13 protein-coding genes are annotated in these 12,921 nt (G+C 34.0%); 8 read left to right on the plus strand and 5 right to left on the minus strand.

The window, feature by feature from the left end:
• Positions 1–223: 223 nt before the first annotated feature.
• Positions 224–793: a BclA C-terminal domain-containing protein gene (locus NHG49_RS12560; protein ID WP_242289880.1), complete on the minus strand. Its 570-nt coding sequence runs from the start codon at positions 791–793 to the stop codon at positions 224–226.
• 209 nt (positions 794–1,002) lie between these two features.
• Between NHG49_RS12560 and NHG49_RS12565 the strand changes: the two genes are divergently transcribed.
• Positions 1,003–1,761, plus strand: coding sequence for a DUF4183 domain-containing protein (locus tag NHG49_RS12565; RefSeq protein ID WP_258126086.1), 759 nt, complete (start codon positions 1,003–1,005; stop codon positions 1,759–1,761).
• Between the two features lie 60 nt (positions 1,762–1,821).
• Here the strand turns inward: NHG49_RS12565 and NHG49_RS12570 are convergent, their stop codons facing one another.
• Positions 1,822–2,112 carry a DUF4183 domain-containing protein gene (locus NHG49_RS12570; RefSeq protein ID WP_001121646.1) on the minus strand — a complete coding sequence of 97 codons (291 nt, stop codon included), beginning with the start codon at positions 2,110–2,112 and terminating at the stop codon, positions 1,822–1,824.
• 452 nt (positions 2,113–2,564) lie between these two features.
• Between NHG49_RS12570 and NHG49_RS12575 the strand changes: the two genes are divergently transcribed.
• Complete coding sequence (locus tag NHG49_RS12575) at positions 2,565–3,863, plus strand: exosporium glycoprotein BclB-related protein (protein ID WP_098625555.1); 1,299 nt, start codon at positions 2,565–2,567, stop codon at positions 3,861–3,863.
• 578 nt (positions 3,864–4,441) lie between these two features.
• On the opposite strand, the gene NHG49_RS12580 is transcribed toward NHG49_RS12575, so the two are convergent.
• Both NHG49_RS12580 and NHG49_RS12585 read right to left on the minus strand, forming a co-directional pair.
• Positions 4,442–5,074: a cupin domain-containing protein gene (locus NHG49_RS12580; protein WP_064474135.1), complete on the minus strand. Its 633-nt coding sequence runs from the start codon at positions 5,072–5,074 to the stop codon at positions 4,442–4,444.
• Positions 5,075–5,354: 280 nt separating this feature from the next.
• Positions 5,355–6,743, minus strand: a complete 1,389-nt coding sequence (locus tag NHG49_RS12585; protein ID WP_098110721.1) for an HD domain-containing protein — start codon at positions 6,741–6,743, stop codon at positions 5,355–5,357.
• Between the two features lie 205 nt (positions 6,744–6,948).
• Between NHG49_RS12585 and NHG49_RS12590 the strand changes: the two genes are divergently transcribed.
• From NHG49_RS12590 to NHG49_RS12600, 3 genes are all read left to right on the plus strand, one after another.
• The gene (locus NHG49_RS12590) at positions 6,949–7,254 is read left to right on the plus strand and encodes a luciferase domain-containing protein (RefSeq protein WP_002035104.1); all 306 of its coding nucleotides are present in this window, start codon (positions 6,949–6,951) and stop codon (positions 7,252–7,254) included.
• Between the two features lie 94 nt (positions 7,255–7,348).
• The gene (locus tag NHG49_RS12595) at positions 7,349–8,659 is read left to right on the plus strand and encodes a phytoene desaturase family protein (protein ID WP_149173315.1); all 1,311 of its coding nucleotides are present in this window, start codon (positions 7,349–7,351) and stop codon (positions 8,657–8,659) included.
• Positions 8,637–9,506, plus strand: a complete 870-nt coding sequence (locus NHG49_RS12600) for a sigma-70 family RNA polymerase sigma factor (protein ID WP_064474138.1) — start codon at positions 8,637–8,639, stop codon at positions 9,504–9,506. Before NHG49_RS12595 ends, NHG49_RS12600 begins: the two co-directional genes overlap by 23 nt.
• Positions 9,507–9,541: 35 nt before the next feature.
• Here the strand turns inward: NHG49_RS12600 and NHG49_RS12605 are convergent, their stop codons facing one another.
• Entirely contained in the window at positions 9,542–9,700 is a 159-nt protein-coding gene (locus tag NHG49_RS12605) for a hypothetical protein (RefSeq protein WP_001100983.1), read from the minus strand.
• 311 nt (positions 9,701–10,011) lie between these two features.
• Here NHG49_RS12605 and NHG49_RS12610 point away from each other — a divergent pair, with 311 nt between their 5' ends.
• From NHG49_RS12610 to NHG49_RS12620, 3 genes are all read left to right on the plus strand, one after another.
• Entirely contained in the window at positions 10,012–10,596 is a 585-nt protein-coding gene (locus tag NHG49_RS12610; RefSeq protein WP_000380142.1) for an O-methyltransferase, read from the plus strand.
• A gap of 314 nt (positions 10,597–10,910) precedes the next feature.
• A complete protein-coding gene (locus NHG49_RS12615; RefSeq protein ID WP_000137410.1) occupies positions 10,911–12,023 on the plus strand; it encodes a toxic anion resistance protein in 1,113 nt (370 codons plus the stop codon).
• Positions 12,024–12,047: 24 nt separating this feature from the next.
• Positions 12,048–12,881: a DUF3974 domain-containing protein gene (locus tag NHG49_RS12620; RefSeq protein ID WP_064474139.1), complete on the plus strand. Its 834-nt coding sequence runs from the start codon at positions 12,048–12,050 to the stop codon at positions 12,879–12,881.
• Positions 12,882–12,921: the final 40 nt, after the last annotated feature.

Here is a 12,921-nt window from a genome sequence, read left to right on the forward strand (position 1 = left end):
TGTCTTCTTACTCAATGTAACATTGGCAGGGAGAAGTGTAAATTGATAATATATATACGGAAAATTTAGTATAGATAATTTCTACTATCAATATAGTACAAATTGTTTTTATTGCTTAATCACTGTCGTGAAATTATTGAAATATTATTAGGTTTAGGAATGACGTAATAGTTACTACTTTAGCAGCTAAGAATGTTTATTATAAAAAAGAATGAATCATTTATTAATCGATTCGTATAATTGTTAAAGAGGCACCTGTTGAACCACCTCCAACTAAATTAACTATGGATAATACGCCGAATAGTTGAAGGGAAATTGTATTACCAGCAATTAAATTGGTTATTAAATTATTATTATAATTTGAAGTTGATATTGCGGGTGAAAAAATAGATCCGGGAAGTGGAGTCGAAGAGTTTAATAGTAGCCTTGTACCAGCAAGTAGTGCAGTTGTCGTATTAACTTGGTAGGTTAAATAATATCTCCCAGTAACAGGAATTGTAAATATATCATTTGTAGCGTTCACTGTAAAATTACCGAGACTTTGGTTATTAGAAAGTGGAATATTAGTTCCACCTAATATGACTGAGATGGGACCACCTAACGTATTATTAGCGAACATAGAGTTTGTTGTAATAATGGGTCCAGTAATGCCTGTGGGTCCAGTAATGCCTGTGGGACCGGTATTACCTGTGGGACCAGTAGGACCTGTAAGTCTGTATGGAAGAATAATTTCAAGAGCCAGTGATAATAGTTCTTTTTTTATTTTTTCATTCTTATCTTGAATATAAATCACCTCATTTTTAAATTAGAACGTAACCGATTTAGTATTTTGAAATGGACCTATCATTTTATTATATTAATACTACTAGCTATAGCAACGGTAAAAAGTTTATTATATGTAAAAGTCATTTTAGTATGAAAAAGTAGTTATAGAATTTTTCCAAAATGATAGATGTTATATTTTGTTAATTAGTAAACAAAAATGTGGAATGAGGTATTAAATTGAACCGCAATGACAAATTATCGTTGAATAAAGGTATGGTAAGATCTGAAAATATTGGACCTACCTTTCCAGTTCTTCCGCCAATTTATATTCCAACGGGAGCAACAGGTCCAACGGGAGTAACAGGAACAACGGGAGCAACAGGTCCAACGGGAGTAACAGGAACAACGGGAGCAACAGGTCCAACAGGAGTAACAGGAACAACGGGAGCAACAGGTCCAACGGGAGTAACAGGAACAACGGGAGCAACAGGAACAACGGGAGTAACAGGAACAACGGGAGCAACAGGTCCAACGGGAGTAACAGGAACAACGGGAGCAACAGGTCCAACGGGAGTAACAGGTCCAACGGGAGCAACAGGTCCAACGGGAGTAACAGGAACAACGGGAGCAACAGGAACAACGGGAGTAACAGGAACAACGGGAGTAACAGGTCCAACGGGAGTAACAGGAGCAACAGGCTCAACAGGTTCAACGGGTCCAACGGGAGTTATTGGTCCCATAACAACAACTAATTTATTATTTTACACTTTTTCAGATGGAGAAAAACTTATATATACAGATTCAGATGGGATAGCTCAATATGGTACAACACATATATTACCTCCTGATGAGGTTTCCTATATTAATTTGTTTATTAATGGAATACTTCAACCACAACCATTATATCAAGTTAGTAATGGTCAGCTAACTTTATTGGATAATCAACCACCAACGCAAGGTTCTTCAATTATTTTGCAATTCATCATTATTAATTAAAAAAGACAGATTCTTAAATAACAAGAATCTGTCTTTTTGTTCTACATTAAAGTAGTTAAACTAAGTGACGATAAATTCGATTGTAATTGGAATTCCGCCGTCTAATGCATCTCCGCCAGGAATTGTAATAGCACCAGTAGGTCCAGTAGTAATACTGGAGTTCACACTAGGTTGAAGAATACCGTTTACATAAAAGTTGTAATACGTAAAAGTCGGAAAAGCAGTTGCAGTAGTACCAGCATCGTTTAAACAAGCTGTAGCAGCAATTGCAAAAGCTGCACCTGTTCCTGTTCCAGCTCCTAGTGTAGATGTAAATCTTCTAGATGCCATAAATGGTTGGATGATTGGCAATTAATTCTCACCTCCTACATTATTTTTTGAACGAAGTGTAGAATAACTTGTCCGATATATTGTATGAGAGTTTTCTATAATAGAAACGGCTTCTTAATTATTGAGAGAACATAATTTTAGTAAAGATATTGTTACTTATCTGAAAAGATGGTGTTGTTACTTGTTGGTTATATGCAAATGCTTAGTTTTAAGATTTAAATTAAAATGTGCTTTTGGACCTAAGAGATAAACGTGGAAAATTAAAATAAACTCTTAAGTTTAGGTGTTTAATCTAAGCAGTCAATTATTAAAAACATATAATTAATATGTGAGTCATGAACATAATTAAATATCGTTTTTTCAGTTTAATTATAATTCATGTTTCCTATTTTAAGTGAATGAAACCTATACACAATTTTATAGTTCTTATAATAGGAAAACACTCAAATATAAGATAAGTAAGGAGGAAATAAATGTCACATAACAATTGTTTTGGTCATAACAACTGCAATAATCCGATTGTTTTCACTCCAGATTGTTGTAACAATCCACAAACGGTTCCAATTACTAGTGAACAATTAGGAAGATTAATAACTTTACTAAACTCTTTAATTGCGGCTATTGCAGCGTTTTTTGCAAATCCAAGTGATGCAAACAGATTAGCTTTACTCAATTTGTTTACTCAACTATTGAATTTACTAAATGAATTAGCACCTTCTCCAGAAGGGAATTTCTTAAAACAATTAATTCAAAGTATTATTAACTTACTACAATCTCCTAACCCAGACCTAGGTCAATTACTTTCTTTATTACAACAATTCTTCAGTGCTCTTGCACCATTCTTCTTCTCTTTAATTATTGATCCTGCAAGCTTACAACTTCTATTAAACTTATTAGTTCAACTAATTGGTGCTACTCCAGGAGGTGGCCCAACAGGTCCAACAGGTCCAACAGGTCCAGGAGGCGGAGCAACAGGAGCAACAGGGGCAACAGGGGCAACAGGAGCAACAGGCCCGACAGGAGCGACAGGAGCAGGAGTAACAGGCCCAACGGGAGACACAGGAGCAACAGGAGCGACAGGCCCAACAGGTCCAACGGGAGACACAGGAGTAGCAGGCCCAACAGGTCCAACGGGAGACACAGGAGCAACAGGAGCGACAGGCCCAACAGGAGACACAGGCCCGACAGGAGCAACAGGCCCAACAGGTCCGACGGGAGACACAGGTCCAACAGGAGCAACGGGAGCAACAGGATTAACAGGAGCAACAGGAGCAACAGGTGGCGGAGCTATTATTCCATTCGCTTCAGGTACAACACCATCTGCGTTAGTTAACGCATTAATAGCTAATACAGGAACTCTTCTTGGATTTGGATTTAGTCAGCCTGGCATAGCTTTAACGGGTGGAACAAGTATCACATTAGCGTTAGGTATAGGTGATTATGCATTTGTAGCACCACGTGCAGGAACTATTACGTCATTAGCAGGTTTCTTTAGTGCAACAGCTGCATTAGCTCCATTATCACCTGTTCAAGTGCAGATACAAATATTAACTGCACCAGCAGCGAGTAATACGTTTACAGTACAGGGCGCACCTTTATTATTAGCACCAGCATTTGCTGTAATAGCGATTGGTGCTACAGCATCGGGAATCATTCCTGAAGCTATTCCAGTAGCTGCTGGAGATAAAATACTGTTATATGTTTCATTAACAGCAGCAAGTCCAATAGCTGCAGTTGCTGGATTTGTAAGTGCAGGTATTAATATCGAATAACTTGTGGTAATGTATTCTGTATATAGCCCTTCCTAATTTTATTAGGAAGGGCTATATTTTATGGGAAGATAGGTGATAAATCAAAATGTATGATTTATACTTTATTATTTATGGAATAAGTTAAATGATTTGAAAAAATTACCTATAAATAAAAAAGATGAATTCTATTAAAAATAGAATTCATCCATTACATAAACGGTATACAAGGAAAGTAAGGTATTTATCGTGAACGTTGAAATGTTATAGTTCAAATTAGTAATAAACTATTTGTTTTTATTACAGTTACATCCTTTTTTCTTTACATAGCCTTGCTCGGCTAAATCTCTTTGTGATTGGGAATTGGAAGATTGAGAATTCGAAGACTGAGAGGATGCTGATGAACTACTATTTTTATTATTAGAGTAGTTTTTTCGATAGTTATAATTACTCATAGTACTATCACCTCCAATTAAATATATAAATATTATATGTATGTACTCTATTAATTGTTACGAAAAAAATAGGAATGGTGGATATACAATAAAAAATCTCCTACGAATTTTCCGAGGAGATAAAAAATTGTCTATTAATGAAATAAATTAATATCCCCAGTAAAGAGGGAAATAGTATGAATCTTGGTAATATAAATTTTGTTGTGGATTAGGAGGCTGAGTTGTTGGGTTTATCGTGCCGCGGTTTTGATTACAGTTTGCTGGGGGACCAATTACTGTAGTGGATTGAATAGGGGATATCGCTTGTTTCCATTGTTGTTCATCGAGACAGTAAGTATGGGCCATCATATTAGCGGGAGTTAGTCTTAAAATATCAGAACCAAAAATAACTTCTGGGGTTGGGGCATCGAAAATAGCTAATAAATGAGTACCATCTGCTGTAGCAATTTCATAATGCCACCACGCTTGTGGAATGTTGGCAACTTGCCCTGGTTTTATCGGTAAGTTTAATATTTGGTTTGTAAAAGGATTAAGTAAGGAAACAACAGCAGATCCTGAAATACAGTAAACAAGTTCAGCTGCATTTTGATGAATATGCGGCTCTATAACATTTCCTGTACTTAAATAGATATCTAATAAAGAAGTATTTTCTAACGTATTTAATTGTTTCATGCCAAGTACGTTTATATAATTTTGGGCATTTTTCTTAAAAAAATTACTTTTACTTAAATCATGGGTGAAATTAGTTGTGGGGGAAGTGTAGTCGATATTAGAAGTCATTTGTATTACCCGCCTTTCTATAGGTAAGTTAGGTTACAAAATTAGGATATGTGTCTAGTCTTTGTTATGTGCCGTTTTCCGTAGCTTAATAAATTTACATATCCCATAAAGAATATAGATTGTACTTTGTACTTACTTTAATATTGATACGGATATATAACAGTTAATATCGATGTTGGGTTAGGGTTGAAGAATATAGAAATTTATTTCATCAATTTTGAAAAAATGGTTTCATTACGATAAAAGACGACTCCCATTTAGAAAGGTAGTCGTCTTTTATTTAAGATAGTTTTTGCTTAATATTTAATTGTGCTTTAGCGGTATTGGCATAATTGAGCCAATCTAATTCCAAGTTTAGTTTAAAATCAAAATGTATTTCGATGATGTCAAAATGAGAAACCTTTGTTTTAAGTGGAACAGTGATCCCATTTACTTTTGCTTTTTTCATCTTATGTGCAATTTTTGGAAATGCAGAGAAAGAAAAATCAATGATTGTAGCACCATCAGGTAAATAAACTGGTTGTAAATCTGTAGTATAAGCTGTAATAGTATTTTCAAATAGTTCATACGATACTAAACTACGGAAAGTGATTGGATCTGTAGTTAATAAATTGTTATTCACAATTGTATCATCCATTATTTTATAAGATATTGCTTGAATATTTGCAGTTCTATCATTCAATAAAGAAAAAATCCCGTTATCTTTCAACGTTTTTGCTATTTGTGTTTGAATGATAATTGTTTGTTCAGCATCATTCATATTGACTTTAGTTTTTAAGTTGTTATTAAAATGGCTATTTTCAAGTGCTATATTATCCTCGAAATAGTTTATAGTTGGTTTATATAATTGATGTATTATTCCAAGAATTTTATAGCAATCTAGTACACTTGTAGTTGTAATACAAATTTGTGAAATACCTGATACATTTTGTATTTCTTGTAATTGTGAGTATGTAGTATATACTGGGGGGAACTCATAGTTTATTTCAAATGAAAGGTTTGTATTAGAAAAAGAATGTATCCCTTTTCTTAAATGAGTTATATTTTTTTGAAGATGTGGCACATATTCGGTTAAAAATTTATGTACTTCAGTATATCTTCCTTTATGTAGATATTGAAAAGCAAGATTTTCTAATTCATACTGGATTGTATATAACCCTAATCGCTTTGCAAGTGGTGCAAATAGTGTTAATGTTTCATTCGCATAAGCTACTTGTTTTGCGGGTTTTTTAACACTCAATGTTTTTATATTGTGAAGGCGATCTATAACTTTAATAATGCCAACACGTATATCTTGTTGAGAGGATACTAGTAATTTTTTAAAATTAATGGCTTCGTACAATACTTTGTTTTGATCTTGTAGTTTTTTTCCTTTTGTTAATCCGTTTACAATATATTGAATAGTCGCACCAAAATGTGATTCAATTTCTTCTAGAGAGTATTCGGTATCTTCTACAACATCGTGTAATAAAGCAGCAATCAATGTTGTAATGTCAGCTTTATAATTTAGCAGTATTTCTGTAATCGCGAAAGGGTGAATAATATATGGTTCTCCAGTTTGACGGTATTGTCCATCATGTGCTTTCTCTGCAAAATGTATAGCTTTTTTCAAAAGTTTTAATTCATCAGATCGTAGATAATTTGCCTTTTGTAATAATACCGTGCTCATATATATCCATCCCTTAAATTTATTTTTAATAATAATTCTATATAATAGAATAAATACCCTTTGAAATTGTTTTAAGTGTGTAAAAAAATAAAGATATTGAGATTAAACTATATTCGTATATCCATTCATACTTTGGATTGATGGAAAAAAGTAATGAACGTGTTAATTTAATATTACATCAATCATTAATAAGGGGTGAAGGTTCATGTCATTTAGTGAAATGATTAGAAATGAAGTACTTGGCTGGGCAGGTGTTTCTGAAAAACCGCATCGATTTGGTGGTATTGAAATAAATTATGGTAAGAAAGAACTTGGTCATTTGCATGGCGATAAGTTAGTTGATTTACCATTTCCAAAGGTAAAGCGGGATGAATTAGTGAGCCAAGGATTGGTGAAACCACATCACGTATTACCTGAATCAGGATGGATAAGTTATTATATAAAGAGTGAGGAGGATATTCCATTTGCAATTGAGTTATTTCGTATGCAATATGACAGAATAAAAAAATAATGAAATAAAATAGATAAGTAAAAATATATTTTCATGTCACATCCCTCCTTAATCGTTCGTCTTGTATGTAGAACGGATAAGGAGGGATTTTATTATGAAACATTTTGATATAGCAATTGTTGGTGGTGGGCTTGCTGGATTAACAGCATCTATATATTTAGCGAAAGCTGGAAGGAAGGTTATTGTATTAGAAAAGTCCAGTCACTTCGGTGGTCGAGGGATGACTATAAATAAAAACGGCATTTGTATGAATCTTGGTGCACATGCTTTATATAGAGGTGGAGAAGCGTTTATAACTTTTAATGAGCTAGGAGTAGATCTTCCAGGTGGAATCCAATCTACAAAAGCACATGGAATATGGAAAGGGGATATTTATACCATTCCAACAGATTTTCGCTCTATTTTATCAACACCGTTACTTTCATGGTCTGCAAAAGTCCAGTTTGCTCGTCTTATGATTCATTTAGGAAATTTAGATGTAGGAAAAGTTCCAAAAATGAGTCTAACTACATGGGCAGAAAATGAAATTAAAGATCCAATGGTTCGAAATATATTTTATGCATTATGTCGAACAACAACATATACGTATGCTCCTACAATACAATTAGCATCTTCCGTACTAAAACAAATACAGTTTTCTATGAAAGAAGGAGTACTTTATGTAGATGGTGGTTGGGAGACGATAATAACAAATTTAAGAGGAATAGCGAATAATAGTGGTGTACAATTTCTGGCTAAAAAGCATGTTTTGAAAATAGAGCATTGTCAAGGAAAACAAAGAATACATTGTTTTGACGATGAAGTATTTGAAGCAGGTGCAGTCATTGTAACAACTCCACCGAAAGAGGCATGTAAAATTATAAAAGGTACAGAAGGAACAAGTTTGCAAAAATGGAGTGAACAATCTATACAAGTGACCGTGGCAGCTTTAGATATTGGTTTAAAACAATTACCGAATCCTTTGCATCATTTTGCATTGGGATTAGATCAATCTATATTTTTCACGAATCAATCGAGAGCAGCTAAATTAAGTGAAGATGGATCAATTGTAGTGAGTCTAATTAAATACCATAACCCTGTACTAGAACTGAATCATATTCAAGAAGAGAAAGAACAGTTAGAAAATATGATGGAATTGTTACATCCGAATTGGAAAAGAGAAGTTGTTGCACAGCAATATTTACCGAAAATAACGGTAGTATATGATTTTCCTCATATTGACCGTGTTGAAAAACCAGGCCCTAATATACCTGGAATGCCAGGTGTTTATGTTGCAGGAGATTGGGCTGGGCATGATGAAATATTAGCTGATGCTGCGGTGGCAAGCGGAAAACGTGCAGCGTTACACATATTAAAGCAATCCGAAGGTGAGGCAATTCATCATGGAAACGGAGCAATTATATGAAGCGTATCAATCATTATTATTTTCGTTAGCATATAGAATCCTTGGGAGTGTTATGGATGCTGAGGATATCGTTCATGACGTTTTTATCTCGCTAAATAATATAGAGGACGTTCAATCTATAGAAAATATGAAAGCATATTTATGTAAAATGGTAACAAATCGCTCAATTGATAAATTACGTTCGGCGGCACATAAACGGAACGTATATGTTGGAATGTGGTTGCCAGAGCCATTTGTGGAAGAGACTGATGATCCATCAGAGTCATTTGTAATGAAAGAATCCATTTCTACGGCATATTTATTACTTTTACAACAATTGTCTGAGGCGGAGAGAGTTGTTTTCATATTAAGAGAAGTTTTCGGTTATGACTACAGAGAAATCGCTTCAATTGTAGATAAGAGTAGTGCGAACTGCCGAAAAATCTTTCAACGTGCACGAAAAAGTATTTTAGATAAGCCGAAGCAGTCAAAGTTAAGTACGAAGAAAATGGCTGCCTATGTGGAGAAATTTGTATCATCATTGCAGTGTGGGGATGCGCAAGGCATGTTAGAAGTATTAAAAACAGATGCGATATTAAAAGCTGATGGTGGTGGTAAAGCTACAACTGCAATCCATCCAATCTATTCTGCAGATAGAATTATACGTTTATTCTTTGGAATTGGGAAGAAGTTTCCGGGAGAATACAATGTTGATTATAAGATAGTAAATGGCGCCCCAGGTGTTCTTGTTAAAGTGAAAAATAAAGTGACCTATGTGCTTTCATTTACATTTGAGAATGAAAAAATCGCAAACATTTATATGATGGTTAATCCGGAAAAACTTATTCACTTAAATATAATAGTATAAAAAAGACGCATTTCTTTAGAAGTGCGTCTTTTTTATTATTTCTCTAACATTTCAAGAGGTACATCTTTTTCGCCGGCTACCTCAAATTTAATTTCCCCGTCTTCTTCATAAATACGTGAAATAATCGGTATAGTAATCATTAATTTTTTATGTTGTTTGCGCTTTCGAGCAGCATCTAAGCTAATCACATTCATTGTAAGCATCCTTTCTTCTAGAAATATATAAACAAAAGAAAATGCGTCCGGAAAGGGCGCTTAATTGAATTTGAAATACCGATTCATTTAATTGGGGTTTGTATTTTTTAATAACTGCAATCGAATTAAAAATAGTATGAATGGAATAATTGCACGTAGAAATTAACTTTACCAAAAAACGAAACAATATGCTATAAAAAAATTCAAATCTTTGTCATATAACGGGAAAAAGGTTTTTGTTTCGCATATAATGAAAGTAGACGGGCAGCAAGAGCTTTTTCATCATATTGCTTTGGAAAGGCGATGAAAAAATGGATACGTTAGATTCATTATTATTTCAACTTGAACAATATGGAGAAGAGCATGATCGAAATAAAAAAACACGGGAAGAAAAATTACGGAATATTACTCGTGAGATGGGGCAGTTTTTATCGATTTTAGTAAAAGGGTGTAGCGCAAAAAACATTTTAGAAATCGGAACTTCTAATGGTTATTCTACATTGTGGTTAGCTAACGCGGTAGAAGAAACAAATGGAAATGTAACAACTGTAGAGCTTTCTTCAGAACGAGTTGGAGAGGCACTTGTCAATTTTGAAAAGGCAAACCTTTTACAAAGGATTGATGTTCATAATCAAGAAGCAGGGGCATTTTTAGATGCACAATTAGATCACTCATTTGATTTTATTTTCCTAGATTCAGAGCGTACGCAATACATGTGGTGGCTTGAGCATATAAAACGCATTTTACAACCAAAGGGTTTTCTTGTTGTTGATAATGCAACCTCTCATGCAAGTGAGTTAGCCGAGTTTAGAAAAATGATTGAAGAAGATGAAATGTTTGAAACGGTCTTATTGGCATTTCAAAATGGAGCATTTGTAGCGCTTAAGAAGAGTTAGGATTAAGCGTAATATAATTATCACATTTAAGAAGGGTGTATGTCAAAAGATTGAGTACAGTAGGATGGGAAGGACGTAATTTATATACGTAACATACGAAGAATCCGCCTTCAGCATGTTGTTCTCTAGGTCTTAAGTCTGAGGAAAATAATGTTGAGAACAGGTATACTTATACTAAGAAACAGGGAATGACTGCATAGACAGGCATTTCTAAAAAAATCGATTTCAAGCAGTTAGAATGTATATGAAATACGATATAATAGATGAAATATAGTGCATATAAATTCGCACATATAAATAAAGGAGCGATTTTGTTGACTGAACTCGAGAAAAAAGAACCTGTATCCATTGTGAAAGATAATAATGTAGAAGTAGTAGTAGATACAGTTATAAAAGATCAAGAATTAGAGGAACTGAATAAAGAAGCTGATCTTTATGTACAAAAATTAAATAGCGAGCAAAATACGGATTTATCAAAAGTATTGTCACAGCTAGGAGATTTAGGGGATAAAGAGCAACAAGCAGCAGGACAAACGTTATCAGCATTAAAACGTCCTGTAACAGCGATGATGAATGGAAAGAATGAAGAAATTCCAAATACATTGTTAGAATTACGCAAAGTGGTATCAGAGCTTGATCCGAATTCATTAAAAGCAAGTGGTATGAAGAAAATTATGTTTAAAGTATTCAAGAAAAATCCACTTGAAACATACGTGCATAAATATCAATCTATAGATAAACAAATTGAAGAGATTATAAGATCCCTTCTAATTGGTCGTGACAACTTACAAGAAGATACAGTTGGCCTTGAGATGCTTAAAGAACAATCGCACGATAAAATTCACGCTCTGGATAAACAAGTATACTTAGGAAGAAAACTCGCTGGTATGCTGGAAGCTGAGAAACAAAATCCAGAACGTCAAAGAGATATTCCATTAATTAATGATGCATTAGAAAAAATTCTAGTACGTACACGAAATATGCAGCAAGCGAAAAGTGTACTATTACAATCTATCGCATCTGTAGACATTATTAAAAAAAATAATGAAAAGTTAACAGAGGCAATTCGTAATGCAATTACGATGACGCAAAACGTTGTAACAGTTTCAGCTGCTATCCAGTTAGCCCTAACAAATCAACGTAAAACAATTGATGCAGTGAATGCGACAAATGAAGCAATTGAATCAATGGTATTAAGTAACTCACAAGCATTAAAACAAAATACAGAAGAAACAACAAAACTACTTGAAAATCCTGCAATTAGCATGGATAAATTACGCGAATCATTCCAAAACGTATTTGCTGCGATTGAAGCTTCTGAGAAATCATCAGAACGTATTATAGAGTCAAGTAAGAAGTTTGTTATTGAACTAGACACATTTAATGATGAAATGAAACAAAAACTCATTCAGCGTCCAAGGAAATAACAGACTTTTAGAGGAGGTGAAAAAATGAGTTTCATTCAAACAGTATTAGTACTATTGGGTACATTGCTTTTAATCGCATTTACTGTCGTTGTTTTAGTTGTATATTTCGGACGCAAACTGTTTTTTTCATGGACGAAACCATATAAAAGGGCACACGATTCTTTAGATAAGTTATCGAATAAATCTTTGCCGTTTCTACAAGAATTTACACAACATCCACTTTTTTATCGCTGGATTCGTACGGAAGGAAAGAAAGAACAATATACATTAAACACGCTTTTCTGTGCATCGGGTCAACGTACGAGAGAGCAAGTATTCTCAATGTTACCGAAAGAAAAACAGAAAAAAGTACATGTAATGGCAAAAACAACGAAAAAACTTACAAATGAAGATATTGATGTAGCGGCGATGAAAGTAAAAGATTTTTTAAGACAAGAAACGCAGCAAACAGTAAAACCGACAGACTTATCGTTTTATAAATTGTATTTTTATGATCGATATCCAGATGCATTAAATACAATTCAAGCGTATAAACGCTCAATAAACCCTTCATTACAAAGAACGGTTGATGAAATTACAATTTCAGTATTAAATGCCTTGCCGTATTATCAGGAGCAGCGTATGTTTGAACAACAACATAAACTTGAAACATTCTTAATGAAAGATTTAACAGCGATGCTATCGTTAGTCGTACAATTACCACCTTCACAACGACCAGAAAAAGAAGAAGAATTAAAAATCTACTTGCAAAATTTCCAAAAAGAAATGGAAGTAGTCGAGCGAGATATTCGTGACTCGATTGATCACGATTTGAATGTGAAGATGAGAGCAGCGACTGAGAAATTTAAGAATAAATAAAAAAAGCGCCTTAAAGCTATAGTTCTTAGCTTTTAAGGCG

Source organism: Bacillus sp. IBL03825 (assembly GCF_024712505.1).
Taxonomy (GTDB): domain Bacteria; phylum Bacillota; class Bacilli; order Bacillales; family Bacillaceae_G; genus Bacillus_A; species Bacillus_A wiedmannii.